General features: G+C 43.5%; 22 protein-coding genes. 4 read left to right on the top strand and 18 right to left on the bottom strand.

Features of this window, described 5'->3' with window-relative positions; translation table 11 throughout:
* Positions 1–27: 27 nt before the first annotated feature.
* The gene (locus tag JMX89_RS00695) at positions 28–2,550 is read right to left on the bottom strand and encodes a Tex family protein (RefSeq protein WP_133103931.1); all 2,523 of its coding nucleotides are present in this window, start codon (positions 2,548–2,550) and stop codon (positions 28–30) included.
* 418 nt (positions 2,551–2,968) lie between these two features.
* Here JMX89_RS00695 and ompR point away from each other — a divergent pair, with 418 nt between their 5' ends.
* Positions 2,969–3,733, top strand: a complete 765-nt coding sequence (gene ompR, locus JMX89_RS00690) for a two-component system response regulator OmpR (RefSeq protein WP_011279439.1) — start codon at positions 2,969–2,971, stop codon at positions 3,731–3,733.
* 43 nt (positions 3,734–3,776) lie between these two features.
* A complete protein-coding gene (locus tag JMX89_RS00685) occupies positions 3,777–4,964 on the top strand; it encodes a CobW family GTP-binding protein (protein ID WP_201530545.1) in 1,188 nt (395 codons plus the stop codon).
* Positions 4,965–5,084: 120 nt separating this feature from the next.
* Here JMX89_RS00685 and JMX89_RS00680 read toward each other — a convergent pair whose 3' ends face one another.
* The 4 genes from JMX89_RS00680 to ubiG all read right to left on the bottom strand — a co-directional run bounded on the left by JMX89_RS00680 (position 5,085) and on the right by ubiG (position 8,028).
* Positions 5,085–5,351: a DksA/TraR family C4-type zinc finger protein gene (locus JMX89_RS00680; protein ID WP_011512508.1), complete on the bottom strand. Its 267-nt coding sequence runs from the start codon at positions 5,349–5,351 to the stop codon at positions 5,085–5,087.
* A 123-nt stretch (positions 5,352–5,474) separates the two neighbouring features.
* A complete protein-coding gene (locus JMX89_RS00675) occupies positions 5,475–6,350 on the bottom strand; it encodes a YciK family oxidoreductase (protein ID WP_227672970.1) in 876 nt (291 codons plus the stop codon).
* A 102-nt stretch (positions 6,351–6,452) separates the two neighbouring features.
* Positions 6,453–7,163, bottom strand: coding sequence for an HAD family hydrolase (locus tag JMX89_RS00670; RefSeq protein WP_201530546.1), 711 nt, complete (start codon positions 7,161–7,163; stop codon positions 6,453–6,455).
* 34 nt (positions 7,164–7,197) lie between these two features.
* Positions 7,198–8,028, bottom strand: coding sequence for a bifunctional 2-polyprenyl-6-hydroxyphenol methylase/3-demethylubiquinol 3-O-methyltransferase UbiG (gene ubiG, locus JMX89_RS00665; protein ID WP_201530547.1), 831 nt, complete (start codon positions 8,026–8,028; stop codon positions 7,198–7,200).
* Between the two features lie 376 nt (positions 8,029–8,404).
* On the opposite strand from ubiG, the gene JMX89_RS00660 reads away from it, so the two are divergent.
* On the top strand, positions 8,405–9,025 hold the full coding sequence (locus JMX89_RS00660) for a thiol:disulfide interchange protein DsbA/DsbL (protein ID WP_011512504.1): 621 nt from the start codon (positions 8,405–8,407) through the stop codon (positions 9,023–9,025).
* Between the two features lie 150 nt (positions 9,026–9,175).
* Here JMX89_RS00660 and yjgA read toward each other — a convergent pair whose 3' ends face one another.
* The 8 genes from yjgA to mazG form a co-directional block, all read right to left on the bottom strand.
* Positions 9,176–9,688 carry a ribosome biogenesis factor YjgA gene (yjgA, locus tag JMX89_RS00655; RefSeq protein ID WP_011512503.1) on the bottom strand — a complete coding sequence of 171 codons (513 nt, stop codon included), beginning with the start codon at positions 9,686–9,688 and terminating at the stop codon, positions 9,176–9,178.
* Positions 9,689–9,755: 67 nt separating this feature from the next.
* A complete protein-coding gene (rapZ, locus tag JMX89_RS00650; protein ID WP_181209381.1) occupies positions 9,756–10,718 on the bottom strand; it encodes an RNase adapter RapZ in 963 nt (320 codons plus the stop codon).
* Positions 10,719–10,777: 59 nt separating this feature from the next.
* Positions 10,778–11,641, bottom strand: a complete 864-nt coding sequence (panC, locus tag JMX89_RS00645; protein ID WP_201530548.1) for a pantoate--beta-alanine ligase — start codon at positions 11,639–11,641, stop codon at positions 10,778–10,780.
* Between the two features lie 51 nt (positions 11,642–11,692).
* Positions 11,693–12,493: a 3-methyl-2-oxobutanoate hydroxymethyltransferase gene (gene panB / locus JMX89_RS00640; protein WP_201550462.1), complete on the bottom strand. Its 801-nt coding sequence runs from the start codon at positions 12,491–12,493 to the stop codon at positions 11,693–11,695.
* Positions 12,494–12,560: 67 nt separating this feature from the next.
* Positions 12,561–13,127: a 2-amino-4-hydroxy-6-hydroxymethyldihydropteridine diphosphokinase gene (gene folK, locus JMX89_RS00635; protein ID WP_201550461.1), complete on the bottom strand. Its 567-nt coding sequence runs from the start codon at positions 13,125–13,127 to the stop codon at positions 12,561–12,563.
* Positions 13,128–13,161: 34 nt separating this feature from the next.
* Positions 13,162–15,423, bottom strand: coding sequence for a polynucleotide adenylyltransferase PcnB (pcnB, locus tag JMX89_RS00630; protein WP_201550460.1), 2,262 nt, complete (start codon positions 15,421–15,423; stop codon positions 13,162–13,164).
* A 164-nt stretch (positions 15,424–15,587) separates the two neighbouring features.
* Positions 15,588–15,899: a ComEA family DNA-binding protein gene (locus tag JMX89_RS00625; protein ID WP_227672969.1), complete on the bottom strand. Its 312-nt coding sequence runs from the start codon at positions 15,897–15,899 to the stop codon at positions 15,588–15,590.
* A 73-nt stretch (positions 15,900–15,972) separates the two neighbouring features.
* Positions 15,973–16,836 carry a nucleoside triphosphate pyrophosphohydrolase gene (gene mazG / locus JMX89_RS00620; RefSeq protein ID WP_201530553.1) on the bottom strand — a complete coding sequence of 288 codons (864 nt, stop codon included), beginning with the start codon at positions 16,834–16,836 and terminating at the stop codon, positions 15,973–15,975.
* Positions 16,837–16,992: 156 nt separating this feature from the next.
* Between mazG and JMX89_RS00615 the strand changes: the two genes are divergently transcribed.
* Positions 16,993–18,480 carry a phosphomannomutase CpsG gene (locus JMX89_RS00615; protein ID WP_201530554.1) on the top strand — a complete coding sequence of 496 codons (1,488 nt, stop codon included), beginning with the start codon at positions 16,993–16,995 and terminating at the stop codon, positions 18,478–18,480.
* 150 nt (positions 18,481–18,630) lie between these two features.
* Here the strand turns inward: JMX89_RS00615 and JMX89_RS00610 are convergent, their stop codons facing one another.
* The 5 genes from JMX89_RS00610 to sucD all read right to left on the bottom strand — a co-directional run bounded on the left by JMX89_RS00610 (position 18,631) and on the right by sucD (position 24,713).
* Positions 18,631–20,043, bottom strand: coding sequence for a UDP-glucose/GDP-mannose dehydrogenase family protein (locus JMX89_RS00610; protein WP_201530555.1), 1,413 nt, complete (start codon positions 20,041–20,043; stop codon positions 18,631–18,633).
* A 37-nt stretch (positions 20,044–20,080) separates the two neighbouring features.
* The gene (gene pgi / locus JMX89_RS00605; RefSeq protein WP_201530556.1) at positions 20,081–21,748 is read right to left on the bottom strand and encodes a glucose-6-phosphate isomerase; all 1,668 of its coding nucleotides are present in this window, start codon (positions 21,746–21,748) and stop codon (positions 20,081–20,083) included.
* A gap of 3 nt (positions 21,749–21,751) precedes the next feature.
* Positions 21,752–22,636 carry a UTP--glucose-1-phosphate uridylyltransferase gene (locus JMX89_RS00600; protein ID WP_181209372.1) on the bottom strand — a complete coding sequence of 295 codons (885 nt, stop codon included), beginning with the start codon at positions 22,634–22,636 and terminating at the stop codon, positions 21,752–21,754.
* Between the two features lie 53 nt (positions 22,637–22,689).
* Complete coding sequence (gene galE / locus JMX89_RS00595) at positions 22,690–23,730, bottom strand: UDP-glucose 4-epimerase GalE (RefSeq protein ID WP_201530557.1); 1,041 nt, start codon at positions 23,728–23,730, stop codon at positions 22,690–22,692.
* A gap of 107 nt (positions 23,731–23,837) precedes the next feature.
* Positions 23,838–24,713 (bottom strand): succinate--CoA ligase subunit alpha, encoded by an 876-nt coding sequence (gene sucD, locus JMX89_RS00590; protein ID WP_011512490.1) that lies wholly within the window; start codon positions 24,711–24,713, stop codon positions 23,838–23,840.
* Positions 24,714–24,731: the final 18 nt, after the last annotated feature.

Genomic DNA, 24,731 nt, shown 5'->3' with positions numbered 1-24,731 from the left:
TTTTGTTTCTATTTAGAATAAGACGTCTTATTTCTTAACTTTAGTCACACCTGCTTCTTGCAATAGCGCGCCGAAAGTACCCATTTTGCTAGGCGCTTCTGCTTTTTCCGCACGAGGCGCCTTACTGCGACTGTCGCTATTATTGCTGCTACTAGGTTGACGCTTAGGCTTAGACGGACGCTTATCGCCAGCTGGACGATTGCTGCGCGGACGACTGGTATTCTCATCATTATTAGTAACATTTGCCGTCGCAGGTTTCGCTGCTGGACGTGCAGGTTTTTCAGCTTCAGGTTTCATACTAAAACCAATACGACCGCGTTTTTCGTCAATAGAGATGACACGGACCGAGACGATATCACCGGGCTTGACGCGGTTCATCGGGTCTGCGACAAAGTCATTGGCCATTTGCGAGATATGAACCAGACCATCTTGATGCACGCCAACATCGATGAAGCAACCAAAGGCAGTCACGTTGGTAACAACCCCTTCTAATGTCATGCCTTCGCTCAAATCTTTAATGCTGTTCACATCTTCACGGAAGTTAGCCGTCTTAAACTCAGGACGTGGGTCACGAGCGGGCTTAGCAAGCTCATCTAAAATCGCTTTTACGCTAACATTTTCATCATTAGCAGCTAGCGCTGTGGTATCGATGCTGTTTAATACACCATCGTTACCGATAACTTCTGGCAAGGCTTTACCTGTTTGGGCAAGTAAGCTGTCGACCAGCGCATAGCTTTCTGGATGTACACCAGTTGCATCAAGTGGATTGCTACCATCATGTATGCGTAAGAAGCCTGCGGCTTGCTCAAAGGTCTTAGCACCTAAGCGCGGCACATTTTTCAATGACTCGCGGCTATCAAAAGCGCCATGCTCTTTGCGATAGGTAACGATTTGCTGCGCAACATTTTTATTTAAGCCAGCAATGTGCGCCAAGATAGCGGGGCTTGCCGTATTCACATCAACACCAACGGCGTTAACGCTGTCTTGTGTGACTTTATCAAGACTATCTGCCAACTGAGCTTGATTGACATCATGTTGATATTGACCAACCCCAATGGCTTTTGGATCTACCTTGACCAGCTCTGACAATGGGTCTTGTAGACGACGAGCAATAGATACTGCCCCACGTACAGAGACATCTAAATTACCAAGCTCATCAGTAGCAAGCTCACTGGCAGAATAGACTGACGCGCCAGATTCATTCACGATGACTGCTTTGGCTTTTAGCGCATCATTTGCTGCCAAAATCTCTTTAATCATCGCATCGGTTTCACGGCTTGCCGTACCATTACCGATAGCCACTAGATCCACATTATAAGTACTTAATAATTCATCGATAACCACTTTGGCTTCAGTCATTTTATTATCAGGCGCAAATGGATAAACCGTTGCGATAACAGGCTTGTCTTCGCCATCTAACATTACATGACCTTGGGCATCAACAATCGCCATCTTAACACCATGACGGATACCGGGATCAACACCCAAAATAACTTTGCGACCAGCAGGTGCTGACATCAATAAATGCTGTAAATTATTGGCAAAAACATCAATCGCAGCCGCTTCTGCAGTCAGACGCTTTTCAGTCAATAAACGATGCTCGATATGTGGACGCCATTTGTCTTTCCATAAGCTGCTCGCCGCTTCTGTCAAAAATTCTTGACGCTCGGTTGGCGCTTTAGCATCAATCTCAAAATGCTTAATAATTTTTTCGATAAAAGGCGCATCTTCGCCTTCGATTTTTAGACCCAAGACGTTTTCTTGACGACCACGTAGCATCGCTAATAAGCGATGATTTGGCAAACGGGCAAGGCTTTCGCTATGCTCAAAGTAATCTTTGAACTTTTCACCGACTTCACGCTTTTCTTCACTGGCAACGCTCGATACGATACTGGCTGTTTTGGCAAAACTGCTACGTAAATGATCTAACAAGTCTAATGCTTGCGTCCATTCATCTACGATAATGGCTTGTACACCAGCAAGTTGCTTCTCGATATCACTAAAATCAACTTCAATCTCATTACCGCTTTCATCAGTAATGCTTGATTGTACTTGATAGTCTGCTAATGCATCGGTTGGCGTCACGTTTTGCGTTAACACTGCTTGTGCAGCAATATCAAGACCAGCAGCACGTGCTTTGGCAGCTGGTGAACGGCGACGTGGACGATATGGCAAGTAGATGTCTTCAAGCTCAAGTTTTGAGGTTGCATTATCAATACGTGTCTGCAGCTCGTCGGTCAAATTGCCTTGTGTGCTTAGTAATTCAATAATTTTAAGGCGACGGGTTGCCATATCACGTTCATAATTGAGAGACTTCTCTAGAGCTCGCAATTGCGCATCGTCGAGATTCTGCGTCTTTTCTTTGCGGTAACGGGCAATAAACGGAACGGTCGCGCCTTCATCGTACAGTTTGACAAACGCATTGACTTGAGCAGTCTTAATGCCAAGCGCGCGAGCAAGCTTGTCGTGAATATTCGCGTGTGTGGTTGCATCCAAAACCTGTGCATTTGTCGAGGTTTGAGATGGCGTTAAGGTATCAGTGCTACTCATAGACGTATCAATCGTTGAGAAATGTAGTTTTGCATTATAGCAAAAGCTGCATGAATAGAAATCCTTTTTATCTTTTCGTTATTTATCGTGTTATTTATCGCAAAAATCGTTTAATGAGCACACTCTTGACGCTTTATTAAACAAACACCTACAGCATTTGCCTTTATCAGTGATGCAATTATGACTGCAATCTTATACACTAAAGTCTCATCAGCACAAATATTGCTGTGTACCAACGTACTGAACAATAGTTCTCATTTTTATATTTTTTTGCCAATCGATGGAATGATGCTCAAATAGTTGCACTAATAAATGGTAAAAGTGGTATTCACACTGTTTTTATTGAGAGTAAATATACTGACTGGTGCGTTTTAACAATAATTTTTGCTAATAATAATTTTTATAAGAGGATGCCTGTATGTCTGAAAATAACAGCCCCGATACCTTAACTCAGCGTATTCTAGTCGTTGATGACGATGCACGATTGCGCTCTTTGTTACAGCGCTTTCTAGAAGACGATGGGTTTGTTGTCCGTACTGCCCACGATGGCAGTCAAATGGATAAGCTGCTACAGCGTGAGCTTTTTTCATTAGTGGTACTTGATTTGATGCTACCAGGCGAAGACGGTATCAGTATTTGTAAGCGTCTGCGCGAAGATAATGGCGACATCCCTATTATTATGCTCACGGCTAAAGGTGGCGACGCTGATCGCATCGCGGGTCTAGAAGCGGGTGCGGATGATTATCTACCAAAGCCATTTAATCCAAAAGAGCTATTAGCACGTATCAAAGCAGTACTTCGTCGTCAAAATCGTGAGCTACCAGGGGCACCAAGTCATCAGCTTGAAGTAGTAGAATTTGGTCCATGGACACTTGATTTATCGACACGTACGCTCAAACGCGACGGCAATGTTGTCACCTTAACGACGGGTGAATTCTCGGTACTAAAGGCATTGGTTCAGCATCCACGCGAGCCATTGACCCGTGATAAGCTGATGAACCTTGCTCGTGGTCGTGAATGGGGCGCGATGGAGCGTTCAATTGACGTTCAAGTATCACGTCTGCGCCGCTTAATTGAAGACAATCCTTCACAAGCACGTTATATCCAGACTGTCTGGGGCGTAGGATATGTATTCGTACCTGACGAAGCAGAAGTCGAAGCAGCTAAGAGCGAATCACTTTAAATTTCTAAGTATTGCTTGTGTCCGTTGATATATCATACTATTAATGGGTAATCCTATTAATACAACGGGCGCAACATTGAAATTCTCTATTATTCATCAAAATATACCCTGCACTTTGGTGACAGGGTTTTTGGGTTCTGGCAAAACCACACTTATTAATCAATTGATTGCCGATAAATCCACTGATGAGCGTTGGGCATTATTGATTAACGAGTTTGGTCGGATTGGTATCGATGCAGCCTTGGTTTCAAGCTCACAAGATAGCAATTCCGCTCAAAATGATATCGCCATTCGTGAAGTTAGCGGCGGCTGTATTTGCTGTACCAGCCAGTTACCTCTACAAGTAGCTATTGGTCGCTTGCTGAGTGACCATCATCCGCAACGTCTGCTTATTGAGCCAACAGGGCTTGCTCATCCACGTGAGCTTATACGGCAGCTGAGCGCGCCGCATTGGCAGACGGCTCTAAAGATGCAGGCGGTCATAACTGTACTTAACGCTCTGCAGTGGCAACGAGAAAAATATCGTGCTCACGAAGGGTTCCAAGCGCATATTCGTGATGCCGATGTCTTGGTCATTAATCGCTATGCCCAATTAAGTACTGACGATAAGCAAGCATTACAAGATTGGATAGCAGAGTTAAATACGCAAATCACTATTATTTGGGCAGAGTCTGATGATCAGACCACAATTAACGATATAAGCACATCGAATGACTATTCAGCAGTGTTAAGCACGCAGCTGAACAAGCATAGCCAGACTATCTCACAACAGCGGACAGTCAGTATCGCTCAGCCGAAAAAATCTGTGATTAGCTTGCAGCCGCTGAGTCATTCATTATCGAATAAGTCATTATTCAACCCTTCCACAAACGATAATAATATTCAGGCAGACAAAGACATCGAGCTGCCCTATCGTTATCATGAAATACAGCAAGATATCGTAGTTGCAGGTTGGCGATTACCAGCGGACTATAAATTAAATGCTGATAAGTTACAGGATTGGCTGCTAACGCTACCAAACTGGCAACGCATCAAAGGCGTATTGCATACGTCTAATGGCTGGCTACAAATCAATTTTACGCCTGATAGCTTGTCTACAAAGACAGTGAGCGTACAAGCCGACAGCCGACTAGAAATTATTTTGCAAACAAGTACTGGGCAAGAAGATGCGATAGAGGTTAAGCTAGATTGGGAAGCCTATGACCATGAACTCATGGCGTTGATACTATAGTTAATGATTGCATAGCCATCTATTGTAGTGATAGAAAGATTGTTGATAAAAATAGAACCACTAAAAAAGCCCACACTATTTTGGTAGTAGGGGCTTTTTTATTGAGCAGCATTGGTTTTATTAGCGTAACTGACTGTCTTTACTGCCACGGCGATTAAACAATTCCGCAGCTTTTGCTTCTTGCTCAAGCTCAGATTGACAGCCAACACAATGCTGCACACCCGGTACTGCGATACGGCGAGCTTCTGGAATCGCCTTACCACATTCATCACAAAACTCTGCGCTTTTACCTGTCGGTAATGCACGGCGTGCGCGCTCTAGCGCATCGTTAACGGTGGCATCCATTTGCTCATGCTCAGCACCATCTCTTGACCAACCACCTGCCATATTATTATCCTATTTATTTTTATTAATTATGCGTATTTTTAATCAAGCATAAAGGTCTTTGATAACAAATAGATGGGGTTAAATATCAGCAATTTCAATCTACCTGCGCAGACAAATTGTCGCTCAATCCTTGGGTTGTAACTCAACCACTTGTCCACGTACCCCGATACTCTCATCACTCATCAAGCACACATAACCTGCCATAATATCTTCAGGAGTTTTCAGACTCATCGGATTTTCACCTGGATAAGCGTGAGCACGCATATTGGTGCGAGTACCACCCGGATTGATACAGTTAAAACGCAGATTGGTGGTGTTTTGCGTCTCTTGGGTAAAGATATCGCTCATTCCTTCTACCGCTTGCTTAGACAGCGCGTAAGCACCCCAAAATGCGCGAGGATGCGTACCAACGCTGCTAGAAGTAAATACGATAGAACCATGCGGTGCATCTTTGAGTAACGGTAGTAGCGCTTGGGTAAGCATAAAGGTCGCTGTGAAATTAATCTTCATGACTTGAGCAAACATATCTACATCGTACATCTCAAGTGGCGTCAATGGACCAAGCATCCCAGCATTATGCAATATCCCATCAAGCTGACCAACTTCTCTATGAATCAAATTTTCTAGCTTTTGCATTTCTGCATAGGTAGCCCCTTCTAGATTCATCGGTAACATAGCAGGTTGCTTACCACCAAAGCTCTCGATTTCATCATAGACATATTCAAGCTTGCTACTGGTACGTCCTAATAGCAGCACCGTTGCGCCATAGCGTGCATAGGTCAATGCAGCGACCCGACCAATGCCATCGCCCGCACCTGTCACCAAGATGGTCTTGCCATCTAAGCAGTTTTCAGAGGGTACAAAGTCACGAATATCCCCGTGGGTTAATTTGGTTGCAGACGATTGCAATTCAGTCTGATGGCTTTCAATATTATTGGCTATATTGTCGGCTGAATGGTTTGCCGACTGATTCGCTAATGGGTTGATATTGTCACTCATGGCGTTACTCACTACTTATCGTTTAATAAATGGGATGGTTAACCATTATGCTATGTTGTTAAATATTACCTGATAACACGCTGATCTTATGGCTCATTGGAATTATAAATAGTCGAATTTACCAGAAGAAAGCAGTAATTTACTCAACTGCTCAGGGGTTTCCGTAATATAATCTGCGCCCCATTTCTTCAGGTTGTTTTGATCTTCAGGCGGAATATAACCATAAGCGGCCAGAATCGTGGGCATACCAGCGGCATTACCAGCTTCGATATCACGGATATGATCGCCAACATAAATCACACTTGCAGCAGCGCCGCGAGGGATACCAAGCTTCTCTAGTGCCGCATACATAGGCTCTGGGTCAGGTTTAGGGCGTGATACGTCATCAGGACAAACCAAAACTGCACAGCGCGTATCTAATTGCATGTTTTCTAATAACAGCTCTGACAAATAGCGCGGTTTATTGGTCACTATACCCCACGGTACACCTTTTTCTTCAAGAGCACTTAAAACGTCCTCAAGCGTGTCAAAAACATGACTATCTACACAAATATCCGCTTCATAATCGTCTAAAAACTGCTGACGAAACTCAAGCAACGTCTCTTCGCTAAAGTCTGTTTGCTCATTATGACGTAGCATAAGCTGCACCATCGCTGAAGCACCTGCCGATACTTGCTCACGAATCTCTGTCTCAGACGGCGCTTGCCAGCCGTTTTCTTGGCTCATTTTGCCAATAATACGTACAAAATCGGCAGCAGTATCTATCAATGTCCCATCTAGGTCAAATAAGACCGCTTTTACAAATTGGCTCATTACGAAGGCTCTTAATTAAGGTGATAAAAGGGTATTAAGCGAGAGGTTTCTGTACTGCTATCATATAGTTGACATCGACGTTTTGAGCTAGCCAGTAACGCTTGGTCAATGGATTATAGTGCAGTCCAATGATATCTTGGCGCGCAAACTCTGCATCAATTGCCATTTTATCGAGCTCAGCTGGCGTAATAAACTTGGCATAATCATGCGTACCGCGATCAAGCAAGCGCAATACGTACTCTGCACCCACGATAGCAAACAAATAAGATTTTGGATTACGGTTGATCGTTGATAGTAAGCATACGCCGCCTGGCGCCAACAGCTTAAAACAAGCATCTACAATAGCGGCTGGATCTGGTACATGCTCTAGCATCTCCATACAGGTAACCACATCAAACTGACCAGCATGGGTAGCAGCCAATTGCTCAACCGGAATATGCTGATAGCGCAAGGTATCTTGTAAGTTGCTTTGTTCAGCATGGAGGCTTGCTGCTTTAAGATTTTCTGTCCCAAGATCGATACCTGTCACATCTGCGCCGCGACGTGCCATCGATTCTGACAAGATACCACCGCCACAACCGACATCAAGAACCTTTTTACCCGCCAAGCCCATCTCTGCCGTTTTTTGACTATCAGCACTCACGTAGCCACGCTTCACATTTTCCTCTATCCAGTTTAGACGCAGCGGATTGATTTCGTGTAAGGTAGCAAAGGCACCGGTTTTATTCCACCACTCACCCGCCAATTTATTAAATTTTTCAACTTCGCTTGGATCGACATTGATAGCGTTTATGGTATCGTCAGCCATGCCACTATCATTTGCTTGAGTGTGCAAAGGCTGCCCAGAAAATAAAGCTTGGCTCATAGTTTTTCCTTTATTGTTATAGTATGTGACTAAAGACTCAATATTAACATGCGAGCCGCAAAGCTGCCGTAAGTACATCGTCACCGATTGAGAACTGCTTTATTGATGCTCTAAACGTCAATAAAAATAGAATAACAGGCTATAAGTAAGATACCTTAAATAATGACTGACAGCATTACAACCATTAGTTAAGAATCCGGTTCACAAACTGCCGCATTTTACGCTATTATAGTTGCTATTCTATAGTAGGTCGACTCAGTTGACCTATCGTCGTCTATTGACTTTGTCATTGCTTATTTGCTTTGGTATTTATATGACTATCAAAGCTATAACTATTAAAGCAAACTTCTGAATGTCGTTATTTCAAGGAATAAGTATGAAACGTATCATCGCATTAACTGGTTTGGCTTGCGCTATTGGATTTGCCAATATGGGTGCACAAGCTGCCAATTATGTCGCAGGAAAAGACTATCGTGTGTTAGATAATCCAGAAAAAATCAGCGGTGATGCTATCATTGTGCGTGAGTTTTTTTGGTATGGTTGCCCGCATTGTAATGTCCTTAATCCACACATGGAAAAATGGGCAAAAAACAAAGATAAAGATGTAGCCTTCTTTAAAACACCCGCAGCATTAAACCCTGTTTGGGAAGCCAGTGCCCGTGGTTTTTATGCCGCGCAATTACTGGGTTTTGAAGACAAGACCCATGACGCTTTATTTGATGCCGTACATAAAGATGGTAAGCAATTATTTGACCAGTCTTCATTAAGCAAATGGTATGCCTCAAAAGGTGTGAACGAAAAGAAATTTAATAGCCTTTACAACTCTTTTGCTGTTGGTACCAAAATCGGTCGCTCGCAAGCAGGCGCTAAGCGTTATCAGTTATCGGGTGTGCCAGCCGTTGTTGTGCAAGGCAAGTACGTGGTAACCGGTGAAAGTGCTACCGTACCTAAAGTAGTTGATTTCCTAGTCGACAAAGTACGCGCAGAGAAAAAGTAGCATTAGTTTTTTAAAAAAATATAAAAACGCTACTTCTGATCAATTAAAAAAGCCAATCTTTACTGATTGGCTTTTTTGTATTTTAGTATTCTATCTTTAGTGTTTTATAGGTACCCACTAACCAAATTCGCTTGCCTATATCTCTCATCGCTATTTTTTTAGATTCGTTAAAATAGCGACTTCACGGATATAACTGGCCAAATCTGCTTTTGACTCCGCCATTAGCTCCTCGTCGTTTGTATGCTTAGCGTACTCAATCCAGAGCAATAGCTGATACATACTATGCTGCTCAGAGGCTTTATATTGTTTGACGAACTGCTTGAGCGTTCCTTCATCATTGATATTTAAACGCTCATACCAGCTCTCTATCTTAGAAACCTGCTCTTTAGGGAAATAGGCATCAAATAATGCTTTTATCAGCTCATGGCGATTTTCTTCAATCATAAGCTTGCCAACGCGCTTGGTCTGACGATTACGCGCATTGGCACTGGTGATATCGGCGAGCGCCATTAATTCCGCCATAAAATAATCACTGGCAGGTAAAGCTTTAAGTTGTTTCTTCGATAAGCTGGCAAGCGGTATCGACAACTGTTGCAGGCGCTCATGAGCTTTTTTGAGCTCTGTGCGCGAGACGCGCATATCTTGTTCTGACCAGTCAATCATAAAAGCTTTCCATGTTTAAAAATAAATAATAGGTATAAAAAATTAGGTATAAAAGGTTTAGCAAACGCTACCAGCGATGCTTTTCACGGTGTTTCGCCGTCACGGTCAAGCCTTCTGGCAAGCTATTTTGCAATCTGTCTTGTAAGTGTTTGGTGATAAATACCGAGCGGTGCTTCCCACCGGTGCAGCCAATGGCAACCGTTACCGTATGACGATTATTATGTAAAAAATCAGGTAACCAACGATTCAAGAATGTAGCGATATCTCCCGTCATCTCAGCAACCTCTGGATAATCGGCAAAAAACGCACCCACTTCGGCGTCAAGACCTGTCGCCGAGCGCAGTGTCGGATTCCAATGTGGATTGGGTAAGATGCGTACATCAAAGACAAAATCTGCATCGATAGGGCTGCCGTACTTGAAACCAAACGATAGTAAATTAATCACGATTTGATTATCTACACCCACATAATCACGCAGACGCTCTTTTAGCTGATGGATATTGAGCATACTGGTATCTATCTTGATATCGGCATGCTTGAATATCGGCTGCAAAAGCTGTATCTCTTTCTCAATAGCTGCTGGTAGATTATAAACGTTGTTTTCTACGCCTTTGGTATCTAACACCATCAACGGATGGATGCGGCGCGTGGCATTAAAGCGTGCAACCAGCGTCTCTTCTTGCGCCGTCACATACATCACCGTGACCGCCTCTTCTCCATAGGTCTGCTTTAAACTGTCATGGATTGCATCAAAGTTAGATAAATCTGCGCGCGGCGTACGAATATCCACCCCAAGGGCAATGCGCTTAATTCCACTATCACAGACCAGCTTTTGCGCCGCTTCAGGCACAAGAGACAAAGGCAAATTATCAATAGAATAAAAACCCAGATCTTCAAGGATATTTAGTACCGAGGTTTTCCCTGAGCCTGAACGTCCTGACACTACCAATATACTCAGTTTATCACCAGTGGATTCGTTAGAATCTGTTAGCTTTGATTGAGCATTATGGGTGTCTTGATTTACCTGCATGTTCCGTCATCCTTATAAATTGCATCCCGCAAATTACAATGTTATAAATAGCAGCGTGATCAAACTTTATTAATCGTGACCAATCGATTGTCTAACAAGCGTGCACGACCTAGCCATGCAGCCACTAAAATAACCAAGACTTGATGGTTATTGATACTCTCATCATCAACAGCCGTTAGCTCAGTTGTTTTTACTTCTAGATAATCAATCATAAACCCCGCACTAGTAATACGCTCGTGAGCTGCTGTCAAAAGCACCTCTAACGGTTGTTTATTATCACTAATCTGTTTGGCTAAATACTGCAGCTCCTGCTGTAAGATAGGCGCTGTTTGGCGCTCAGACTCGCTTAAATACTGATTGCGCGATGATAACGCTAAGCCATCAGTAGCACGAATAATAGGCGCGCCAATAATATCGATTGAATAGCTCAAATCACGAACCAACTGCTTAATAATGGCTAATTGCTGATAATCTTTTTGCCCAAATACGGCTATGTTAGGTTGCACGATATTGAAGAGCTTAGAGACAACAATACCGACACCATCGAAATGATTGGGGCGAGTTTTGCCACATAGTTGCTCAGTAATAGTCCCAGCGAGAATAGTGGTCGGCGGCGGTAGTACCGGATACATCTCATCAATAGTAGGAGCAAAAACATAGTCAGCGCCAACCGTGGTAAGCTTCGCGACATCTTCATCTAAGGTACGAGGGTAGCTATCAAAGTCTTCACCAACCCCAAACTGCGTTGGATTGACGAAAATACTAACCACCACGATATCTGCATGCTGTTTGGCAATTTTTACCAGCTCCAGATGACCATCGTGTAGATTACCCATTGTAGGTACTAAGGCAATGCGCTGCGCTGTTCGGTAAGGCTGCAGAGCAACGCGTAAGTCTGAGATATGGTAATGAATCGTCGGCATGGTTAACTGCTCTTTTACTGATGGACCTAATTACTGAAATTCTATATTTGCTTAGCTAAACTGGTGCTGCTCTGTTGGAAAACTACCTTCCTTTACTGACCGCTGATACAAGGCAAATGCGCCTTCGATACTGTGCTCAGTGTTACGCTCATCAGTCAGAAAATCATGGATGAAACGCGGCGCGCGACCATGAACCATACCGAGCATATCGTGCATGACCAATACCTGACCATCAGTATCAGCGCCTGCCCCAATACCAATCACTGGCACAGCAACGGCTTCCGTTACTGCTTTAGCAAGCTCAGCAGGGACGCATTCTAGTACCAAAAGCGCTGCACCAGCGTCAACCACAGCTTTTGCATCATCAAGGAGTTTTTGACCTGCTTCATTGCCGCGACCTTGGACTTTATAACCGCCAAAAACATTCACCGACTGCGGTGTTAATCCCAAATGTACACACGTTGGCGTACCTGCTTGCGCTAATGTTGTAATCAACTCGCAAAGCTCACGACCACCCTCAATTTTAATCACATGAGCGCCTGCCTGCATCAGCTTGCGGCTATTGGCAACGGCCTCAGGCAGCGTCACGTAGCTCATAAAGGGTAAGTCCGCTAAAATAAGTGCGTGCTTATTGCTACGGGCGATATTAGCAGTGTGGTAAGCCATATCATCGACCGTAACAGGCAAGGTTGAATCATGACCCTGCACCACCATACCCAAGCTATCACCGATTAAAATCGTATCAATCTGCGCTTTTTCCATCATGCGCGCAAACATGGCGTCATAACAGGTCAGACAAGTAAATTTGGTACCGTCTTTTTTAAACTTATTTAAAGTAGATAACGTTGTCATATCGTTATATCATCCTCAATACTTCTGAATATCAATCAACTGTCATTCACTTTAAATGAATGTCTCTTTATTTATGACTTGACGCATCATGTTCTAACAGCTTCAAACCTGCCCAATCGCTGCTTTGGGGATAGTCGATTATCGACTTTCCTACAATCATTAGCTCAGGTGCGAGCTCTCGTAACGGTATCAAAACAAAATTACGCTCATGCAAACCCACATGGGGTATCGTTAATGTTGGCTCAGAAATCCGCTTATCGCCGTATAACAATATATCCACATCAAGACTACGCTCACCCCAATGACGCAGGCGGGCGCGTTTTGCTTGCTGCTCCAACTGTTGGCAAAATGTCAGCAGCTCAAACGGCGTAAATATAGTTTCAAAACCAGCAACGGCGTTCACAAAATCTGGCTGATCTTGCGGTCCCATCGGTACCGAGGCATAGAATGAAGAAATACGCACAGTGCGTATCTTTTCTTGCTCTTGCATCATCTCAAACGCATGCTGTAAATGCTCAACAGGCGCCCCAAGCTCATTTGCCAGATTGCTACCCAAGCCAACATAACAAGTGACCCAAGAGCAAATGGCGATAGATTTGCTATCAAAATCAGTATTATTAAAGCGCGTGTTCATCGTTATCACTTTACTCTTATATTCGCTGTCAACGTTAAACGTCATTGACGCTTGGCTGACGACGGCGACGTTTCGATGGCACAGGGCCTTTATTGGCAGTCATGTTACTGTTAACTACTTTATTAGCATCTTGCTGTTCGTTAGAACTTTGATTTGTAGCACTTTGACTACTAGCGTCTCGTTTGGCTTTAGTAGACTTAGTACTTGATGCTTTAGCGGGTTTCGGCGCTTTATCAATGGCGTTATCAGTAGAGTGAACAGCTGGTTTAGGCACTTTTTTTGCGTACTTCCCAGATGATTTCTCATTACTACTAGTGTCTATTGTCGTTGCTTCTTTAGCACTGCTAGCCTCTGCGACAATATCACTATTTTCAATCACAGTAGGCTGACGACGACGGCGCTTGTGCGGTATCGGCTCATTATTCATACTAACAAGTGCTGGTGACTGCGCGACGTTGCGCTCTGCATAAGCGGAGCTACGAGCATTAGTTGAAGACACCTGAGTATTCACTGACTCTTTTGGTGCATGCGATCTATTAGTTAAGTCACTCGCTTTATTAACAGCTTTTTCTTGCAGCTGCGATTGACTATCAGCCGATGCCTTTTTACTAACTGTTGCTTGCTCAAGCACTTTTTGATTAGGCGCTTTTTGCGTCGCTTTAGACAGTGCTTTATCTGAACCAGATAGCTGCTTTTTCAAAGGCGGTACGACGTTGCCGTGTTCTATGACAAACAATGGTGCAGGTTTCGGCGTGTGCTGCTGATTGCTACCATTATTACTGCTCGCCAAAGACAATTGCTGCAACTGTGCCAGCTCATTATTGTCTTGTGTGAGTTGCTGCAGGCTATAACTTTTACTATTAGCAGAAGTATGTTGACTGGCACGGCGACGACGTGATGGCACATTTGAGGCGTCATTAACCATTGCTGGTTTTGCATGACCATTACTCAGCGCTTTACCTTGATAGTCATTATCCAACTGACTTAACTTAGCATTGTCATTCGAGTTCTGCTGCTTTTGACGATTGCGTCCACGACCACGCTGACCTTGTTTATAAGCACCACGGCGGATATTTTCATCAAAGTCATCAATCGCTTGATCCTGCTGCTGCTCAGTCAAGGTTTGATAGGTCTGCCACCACTCGCCCATATCATTGGTCGATTCAGAAAGCGGATGCTCTGCATCGCCGCACTGCTCGCGCAATAATAAGAAATCAAAACCGGCACGAAAACGTGGATGCTCAGATAGCTGTACAATCTGTTTGCTACGCGGCGCGGCCAGTTTTGGCTGCAATATCCAGATATCACGAATAAACTGTTCAGCAAATTTTGGAATGGCAGTCTTGATACGTTGACGATCAATCACTTTGCCTGCTGCATGCATTTGTGCATCCGCAAAAGGCATATTGCGCTTTTTGGCTTTTTCTAGTTGATGTAAGTAGTTCTCCCACAGCAAAGCGGCATAAAAGAATGCTGGGTTGATACTTTTGCCAGCAGCAATACGTTTGTCGGTATTAATAGCGACTTGTTTAACTAAGGCACTTGGCTCAGAAGGCGGATAAATGATGAGACTATCAATCGCGCCTGAATCAAACAATAACGGTAATAATGGTACTAAATAACCACCGGTAAACATCTTTTGCGTTTCATCATACAGACGGTGCGGAGAGATTTGTTCAAGTAATGACCAGTTGCCATCATGGAACTGTGCGGCTAATTCGCTATCAAACTCAAAACCCAATTTTGCTTTGAAACGCAAGGCACGCAGCAATCTGACCGGATCTTCTTCGATACGAATCGGTGCATTGCCTAATAAACGGATAATTTTATTGTCAATATCTTCAAGCGCGTCGCAAAAATCATGAACTATGCCTTTAAGCGGCTGATAATAAAGGGCATTGATAGAAAAATCACGACGGGCAAAGTCTTGTTTGATATCACCCCATACATTGTCGCGCAGAATCATACCGTCTTGATTGGTATTAGAATCATTGATAGGTGGGCCACGGAAGGTGGCTACTTCGATAAGCTCACGCCCAGAGTACACATGCGCCAACTGAAAACGGCGACCGATAATACGGCAGCGCTTACCAAAGACGTCTTTAATCTCATGAGGCTTGGCATCAGTGACCGCGTCAAAATCTTTTGGACGCAGTCCTAGCAAGGTATCACGCACGCCACCACCGACGATATAGGCGTCAAACCCAGCTCGGGTTAGGGTTGCGATTACTTCGGTAATAGAATTGGGTAATTCAGATTTATTCAGTTCTAACTGCTTGGCGGCACGCTCGGCCATGCATCTACTCCTTGCCTTTATTCTTAACCACCCTGACGAACACAGCGTCAATCAGGCGGATGTACATGCTAGTTTAACAAATTTTGACCATGGTGGGTGTATTTAGACAGTTACTTACATGCTATTTTGTCAATATTGGGGTTAATTAAAGTAAAATACAGCGATTAATCTTGCACGGTCAAACGTCCTCGATTTTTATCAACGGTTTTTGCGCCAATACCCTTTACCTTTGTCAATTCATCAACCGTTCTAAAACTGCCAAACATCTCACGATATAGGATAATGGCTTGCGCCTTATTGCTACCGATACCATGTAGCAACGTAAGCTCACCTTCTGTTGCTCGATTAATATTAATGATTGACTGCATACGTGCTTGAGTTTGCGCTGTCTCTTGCGTCAATAAGTAGTTATAAGCACTTTGGGCATTATCAAAACACGGTGCTGCATTAGCAGTATTAATTGACGTAAAAATCATAGAAAGCATGCCCACTAAATAGAAACCCCTTTTTTGGAGTAATTTAGGGAGCAAGGTAGCGAGTAAATACTTACTAGGTGCGTTCATGTTGTTTAGCCGCTTCCCATAATGCGTCCATTTCATTAATATTGCTATCTTCTAAGCGCTTGCCAGCAGCGGCTAGTTGATCTTCAATATAGCCAAAACGCGATTTAAATTTATGTACACAGGTCAGCGTTGCTGTTTCCGCATCAAGGTCTAATTTGCGTGCCACATTAACTAGCGCAAACATGCAATCACCAATTTCCTTTTCAATATCAGCAATATTGGCGTTTATATCGTCTTTTGATTTATCTAATAGCTCAGCTTTTAACTCACTCACTTCTTCATTAAGCTTATCGAACGCACCGCTGACACCTTCCCAATCAAAACCCAGTTTTGACGCCTGTTTTTGTACATCCTGCGCCTGCATCAGCGCACTACCTGCTTTGGTATTGTCCAAACGACGCTGTGGTTTGCCACGTGCAGCGCGGGCTTGTTGCTCTTCCGCTTTAATCTCATCCCAGCGTTCTTTTACCCCGGCTTCATCTTTAAGCGTTTCTGCTTCAAACACATGCGGATGCCGGCGAATCAGCTTTTCTTGTAAAGTGGTAATCACATCACTCATATCAAAGCGCTCTTGTTCAGCGTACATCTGACAATGAAAAACCACTTGCAGCAGCACATCTCCAAGCTCGCCTTTGATGTCTTCATCATCATTACTTTGTACCGCTTCGCCGAGCTCATAGGCTTCTTCAATCGCATACGGAATTAAGCTATGATTGCTTTGCTTTTTATCCCACGGGCAATCGCTACGCAATCGCGCCATTAAGGACAACAAATCCGCTAATTCGCCACTTGCTTTTGGCGTTCCTAGTACCGGTGTTGGCACTTTAGCTTTATTTTTTGGGTTACTCATAAAAAAACACTCTTATACTTTTATTGGTTATTAAATAGAACCATATTAAGTTTATAACGATTTTGTCGTTAGTGTAGCATTGAACACTGATTAGCTTATAATTGAGTAATCTACTTAATTATCATCTCACTGCTTAAACGCAAGGATTTTATCGTTATGCCCACATCCGATACGAATAATGCCAGCTATGCGACTCAAACCCAGTTCGCACCGATTAAAATTGATTCATTTAAAGCTTACGATATCCGCGGCGAGCTTGGCGTCAATCTCGATGAAGACATCGCTTATCGTATCGGACGTGCTTTTGCCCAGATTTTATTCGAGCGTTATAGCACAGCTGATGCCCCCTCTGACTTACAAGACGTAAAACCAGCTATCGTTATTGGTAGCGATATCCGTCATTCAAGTGAACAGTTAAAACAAGCCTCCATCAAAGGTATGTTAGATGCTGGCGTCGACGTTATCGATTTGGGTATGACAGGAACGGAAGAGGTCTACTTTGCTACTAGCTATTATCAGGCGTTGGGCGGTATCGAAGTCACAGCAAGTCACAATCCGATTAATTATAATGGCTTAAAATTGGTAAAAGAGCACTCAAAACCGATTAGCGCCGATGATGGCTTGGCAGAGATTCAAGCATTGGCAGAATCAGGGCAATTCATCACTGACAATACGTTAGGCAACCTACAATTACTGACGGACAAGAGCGCCTATATCGATCATGTAATGACTTTCATTGATACGGATAAATTAAAACCACTTAAGCTGGTTATCAATTCAGGCAATGGTAGCGCAGGGCCAGTGGTTGATTTATTAATCGATAAGTTATCACAAGCTGGCGCACCGATTGAAGTCATTAAATTGCATCATGCCCCTGATGGCAGCTTTCCAAACGGCATCCCTAACCCGATGATTTTGGCTAATAGAACCGCCACTCAGCAAGCTGTTTTAGCCCATAAAGCCGACCTTGGCATTGCCTTTGATGGCGATTTTGACCGCTGTTTCTTATTCGATGAATACGGCGAATTTATCGATGGTAGCTATGTCGTTGGCATGTTGGCACAAGCCTTTTTAAATAAATATACGGGCGAGTCGATTGTTTATGATCCACGGGTAATTTATAACACTGAAGCAGTCATTCATGAGCATAATGGTAAGGCGGTTATTAGTAAATCTGGGCACTCATTTATTAAGCAAGTCATGCGCGATTCTGGCGCAGTGTATGGCGGCGAGATGTCAGCGCATCATTATTTCCGCGATTTTTTCTACTGCGATAGCGGCATGATTCCTTGGCTGCTAACCATTGAGTTATTATCGATTACTGGTAAAACCTTGTCAGAATTGGTCAGCGGTTATATTGCAGCCTATCCAAGCTCAGGTGAGCTGAACTTTCATCTGACTACTCATGATGCGCAGGCGATTATTAAGGCAATCGAAGAAAAGTTTAGTGCCGACAATCCAACCAAGTCGATGCTTGATGGTTTGAGTTTAAATTTTGGCGAATGGCGTTTTAACTTACGCGCCTCAAATACTGAACCATTAATTAGATTAAATATTGAAAGTCGCGGTAATAAGGATTTACTACAGACCAAGACTCAGGAGATTCAACAATGGCTTGCCAGTAAAGGTGCTGTACCTGCTTAATATGAATAGCTGCTGTGCTGAATAAAGACATTCTAAACTTATAAAAATAAAAAAAGCGCCGATTAATTTTTATATTAATCGGCGCTTTTGTTTAGCTTTAATCTAACAACTGTTTGTCTACTGAGCTTATTTTATACCTGATAGAGAGCCTTATTTAGCGCGACCAATCCCTATATAGTCGCCGACTAGACCATCTATCTGCGTTCGTGACAAGGCATTTTGCGCATCGAATACGGGCATCGCTTGCTCATTAAGCTTAGCAATATCCAGTCGGTTCTCTGGTAACCAACTGATAATAAAGATTGCCTGCGCCTCATTAAGCTGTTGATAAGGATTGTTTATCAATTCAAGCAATGGCTGCTGCTTATAAAGCGCTGCTAGCTCCGTTTGCGCTTTATCGCTATAAACCAGCGTGCGAATATTATAAGACCACAATAATGCCAATAAAGGATGAATCGCCGACTCTGCCGTCCGTCCCGAGCCTGCTTTATAACTACCACCCCAAATCATGACCGTTTTATTATCGATAAAACCGTCAAAATACTGCCAAAATTTGCGGAATATCAGCTCTTTTTGGTCTTCGTTGATATGGATAACCGATTGCAATAGCGGCATGGCCAAGCTCTGTGCTTGACTTGATTGCTGTAGCTGAAGCAATTCTGTCGGTAGCGTATTACCACCAAATCCCCAGCCCGCCTGCAAGTAGCTACTGCCCACGCGCTCATCAAGCCCCATGATATGGCTGACTTTCTGGATATCGACTTGTTGACTATCCGCCAAGCGCGACATCTCATTCATAAAACTGACCCGCGTTGCGAGCATCGCCATGATGCTACTACGAGCAAATTCGATAGTCGCGATATTGGCATAATGAGTAGCACGCGCATGCTGCATTAATGGCTGTAGCATACCCAAATGATGACGACTATTGGAGGTTTTTTCACCGAGTAGCCATAGTGACGGATTTAACATCGAGCTATAAGCGTCGCCATCTTTTAAGAAAACGAACGGTAGATAATAGACCCAAGCACGCTTTAAGCGCTGAGACAATGCATCTATAGTGCCAAGCTGCTTAATGCCACTCATTATGAGCGGTTGTGTCTGCTGTTGACTGTGATTAAAAGCGGTAAGCCAATCATCCTCTACCCATACCGAATCTACACTGTCTAAAAACAACCAATATAGGATTACTGATTTTGGTTGATTTACCTTTTGCTGCTCTTCGATAGCCTTCGTATTGCTATGATCTGCTACTTCATAAAGCTGTATAAGCCTATCAGCGTTATTAGGCAGCTCATAACTAACAATATGCTGTTGCTGCGTATACATTTGCCATAGTGCCTGCAAATGATGCTCAAAGCCATATTGATGTAGCTGCTGCGCCAATATCTCTTGGTCTGCGTATAAATGCACTTGCTGACCAAGACTTGCCAGTACGACAGCACTGGTCACCGCCTCAATACTATGACCAATAAGTACACAGACAGCAGATTCTTTTGCCAAATCGCTAAACGAATTGGATTCAGATTGGGGTATATTTTTATCCATAGTCTCGGCGCTCATGAGTATACCTTTAGTCGTTATTAATATAGCAGCGCTCTCAAGAAAGCTGTTTGATGTGTTTTAATAGCTGATTGGTTGAGGTATCGAATGGTGCGTTGCCCTCTTGCTGCATTGCATCATGAACGGACTCTGCCATCTGCTTACCCATCTCAACGCCCCATTGATCAAATGGATTGATATCCCAGATACTGGCCATGACATAAACCTTATGCTCATAAAGCGCGATTAACGCCCCTAAGCTATGCGGAGTAAGTTCATCAATCAGCAAGGTTGTAGAAGGCTGGTTGCCTCGGTAGTATTTATATTTATCAGCATCGCAAGCAATTTGACTATCCGTTTCAGCGATAGCAGCATTACCAAAAGCCAGTACACGGCTTTGAGCCAAACAATTGGCTAAAGACAGTTCATGCTGCTGTTGTAGTGGCGTATTTTTTGCCTCATCACTGTAGCGACGTACACAAGCGATAAAATCACAAGAGACTTGCTGCGTTCCTTGATGTAGCAGCTGATAAAAAGCATGTTGGGCATTGGAACCAATTTCACCCCAAAGAATAGGACAGGTATCATAATCAATACGATCACCATGCTGGGTCACCGATTTACCATTACTTTCCATCTCTAGCTGAGTTAAATAACTGGGTAAATAGCTTAAGCGCCCATCATAAGGCAGCACAGTATGAGCATTTACCTGCAAAAAGGTGCTATTCCAAACTGCGATTAAGCCCAATAATACCGGTAAGTTTTCTGCAAAATCCGCCTGCGCAAAATGCTCATCCATACTATGCGCGCCTGCTAACAGCTCTTTAAACCCAGACATACCGATACGAATAGCTATGGCAAGACCAATCGCTGACCATAAAGAAAAACGACCCCCTACCCATTCCCAAAGCTGCAACTGGTGCTCAGGATGAATACCCCAATCACTCATTTTTTCACTATTGGCGGAGATGCCAATAAAGTGGCGACGCAATACACTGTCTTCAGTGCCCGCACGCAGCTTTGCGGTTGCAAGCAGCCATGATAGTGCCGTTTTGGCATTGGATAAGGTATCAATGGTACCAAAGGATTTAGATGAGATAATAAATAAAGTGGTTTCAGGATTTAGATGTTTTAGCAAATTATCCAGCTGCGTGCCATCCATATTGGAGACGAAATGGACCTCAACACAGGTATCTGCCCACTCATCAAGGGCAGTGGTTGCCATCAGTGGCCCTAAGTCAGAACCCCCTACACCGATATTAACAACATCTGTAATCGCTTTACCTGAAAACCCGCGCCATGTCCCACTGCGTACACGCTCAGATAAGCGTTCAACTTGCCCCAAACTTTGATGGACATCAGCGACTACATCTTGATTATCAAGTTGTAAGTTTGCTGTGGTGGGCAATCGTAGTGCAGTATGCAAAGCGGCACGTTCTTCACTGGTATTCACCATCGCCCCTTGTAGCAAGGACTGAATACGAGCAGACAATTCACAACTATTTGCCAGATTTAATAAACTTTCTAGCACAGTATCATCTAGACATTGCTTGCTGTAGTCCATATACAGCGCCCCACTTTGAGCACTAAAACTTTGGGTACGCGTATTATCTTGTGCAAACAAGGAAGCCAATGACCACGACGAATCAGCGCAGATTTCTAGCTTCTGCCAATATTTAGAATGGCGGGCACTGCTATAGACTTTATTGTCTTTTGTATCGTTCATTAACTACTCTTCATCGGCTAGTTGCTGCTGAGCGAAATATATAAAAGCTTGCATATAAGAGCGCATATCGCCAGCATCATAACTGTTACCACGCATGGTCGTGACATTGACACCATATTCACTGATAAGTGCGTCAATAGCATCTGTTAGCTGAATCTCTCCGCCAACTGAGGCTTGGGTATTCGCCAGATAATCAAAAATATGATGACTAAAGACATAACGACCGACGACAGCGAGTCTTGATGGCGCATCAGAGAGATTTGGCTTTTCTACAAAACCTGCCACTTTAAAACTGACATTCTCATCTGTTTTATCATCTATATCGCCCTCATCCATAAGCGCTTCACTTAATTGAGCGATACCGTATTTGTGCACATCTTTATCGGCCACTTTATCGACCAATATTTGCGAATGGTTATCTTCAGAAAAAGCGTCAATCATAAACGCCAAATTGTCAGCAGACATATCACCATTAAAAGGATCAAGCACCACATCTGGCAGCAGTACTGCAAAATCATGCTTACCAATGATTGGGCGTGCGGCAAGCACCGCATGACCTAAGCCCAATGGCATACCCTGACGTATCATCGATATAGTCACATCATCTGGTAGCCAGTTTAAGCTATCTGCTAGCTCGTTCTTACCTTTAACACGCAATTGATTGTCAAGCTCGGCATTGAGATCAAAGTAATTTTCAATAGCACTTTTTTGTGCATGACCAACCAAGACAATGTGCTTAATACCGGCAGCAATGGCTTCTGCCACCACATAATGGATGGCAGGACGATTACCAAGCGGCAGTAGCTCTTTGGGTACGGATTTAGACAATGGCAACATACGAGTACCAAAGCCTGCAACGGGTATCACCGCGTGAGTAATTTTTTTCATAAGGATTAATACATACTTAATAAGAATGGATAAGGGTCTATTTTCTATAATACTTATATTGAGTTATAACCATTTGGATTCATGCTTTGCCAACGCCATGTATCTTGACACATATCAGTAATAGATAAGCTTGCCTTCCATCCTAATAATTCTTGTGCTTTATCAGCACTAGCATAGCAACTGGCAATATCACCAGCTCGTCGCCCAACGAACTGAAAAGGAATATCTTTAGCTGATACGGCAGAGAAAGCTCTAACTAACTCTAATACAGACGTTCCCTTACCTGATCCTAAATTGATCGGAAGAAAACCTAAGCTTTGCTTTTGCTGCTTTAGATAATTGAGCGCGGCGACATGACCTTGTGCGAGGTCAGTGACATGGATAAAGTCACGTACACCCGTACCATCGACGGTAGCATAGTCATTGCCAAAAATGCTTAATTTATCAAGCTTGCCGACCGCAACTTGTGAGATATATGGCATTAAATTATTTGGAATATCATTGGGATCTTCGCCAATTTGTCCAGATGGGTGCGCGCCAACAGGATTAAAATACCTCAAAGGAATAAGGCTCCAGCTGTTATCTGATAGCGCTAAATCTTCTAGAACATGCTCAACCGTAAGCTTACTCTGTCCATAAGGATTGGTACAGGAACGTGGAGAGTCTTCATTAATGGGCAGAATTTCAGGATCACCATAGACCGTAGCTGATGAAGAAAAGACTAGTTTTTTAACCTCATATTCAGCCATGATTTTAAGTAAGGTAATTGTACCACTCACATTATTATCATAGTACATCAAGGGTTTAGCTACAGATTCGCCAACCGCTTTTAAGCCAGCAAAATGGATCACGCCAAAAAATTGATGCGCTGCAAATACTTGCCTGAGTGAATCAGCATCACGTATGTCGCCTTCGATAAAGTCGATAGGCTGCCCAATAAGGCTAGAAACACGATTTACTGCCTCAAAACTGCTATTGGATAAATTGTCGTATATCACCACCTCGTAGCCTGCTTCATGCAGTGCAATACAAGTATGTGAACCGATATATCCTGCGCCGCCAGTCACTAATATTTTATTTTTATAATTTTCCATATTGATATCCAAAGCAATTTTCAAACAAAAAAAGACACCCCATTGTAGGGGTGCCTTCATTATTTTTCAACGTCATTTGAGTATTAACAGTCAGTTAGCTGCTGATACTACCAACCTGTCACTTCTTTTAGCTTCTCGCCCAATTTTGATGGGTCACGCGTGTAAGCAATACCTGCCGCTTCGAACGCTTTAAATTTATCTTCAGCTGTACCTTGACCACCAGAGATGATAGCGCCGGCATGACCCATACGCTTACCTTCAGGAGCAGTTACACCAGCAATATAGCCAACAACTGGCTTAGTTACATGGTCTTTGATATAAGCGGCTGCTTCTTCTTCAGCAGTACCACCGATTTCACCGATTAAGATAATTGCTTCAGTTTGTGGATCTTCTTGGAACAATTTCAATGCATCAATCTGGTTCATACCAGGGATCGGATCGCCACCGATACCGATACAGGTTGATTGACCAAAACCAAGTTTAGTAGTTTGAGCAACGGCTTCATAAGTCAAAGTACCAGAGCGTGAGATGATACCCACTTTACCTGGCAAATGGATATGACCTGGCATGATGCCGATTTTGCACTGACCTGGGGTGATAACGCCTGGGCAGTTAGGACCGATTAGACGTACATCGCCTGCTGTTTCAAGGTAGCGTTTGGCTTTAAGCATATCAAGCGTTGGTACGCCTTCAGTGATCACAACAATTAGCTTCACACCAGCGTCAATTGCTTCGATGATAGAATCTAGTACAAAAGGGGCTGGTACATAGATAACAGAAGCATCTGCTTGAGTAGCTGCCATTGCTTCAGACATGGTGTTGAATACTGGCAAACCTAGGTGCGTTTGACCGCCTTTACCAGGGGTTACGCCGCCAACAACTTTTGTACCATATTCGATGGCTTGTTCTGAGTGGAACGTACCATTTTTACCGGTAAAACCTTGCACCAATACTTTGGTGTCTTTATCAATTAATACACTCATTATCTTATCCTTGTATGC

Source organism: Psychrobacter sp. DD43 (assembly GCF_904846555.1).
Classification (GTDB): Bacteria; Pseudomonadota; Gammaproteobacteria; order Pseudomonadales; family Moraxellaceae; genus Psychrobacter; species Psychrobacter cryohalolentis.
The sequence above is the reverse complement of the archived record's forward strand: the minus strand, read 5'-3'. Positions and strand labels throughout refer to the sequence as shown.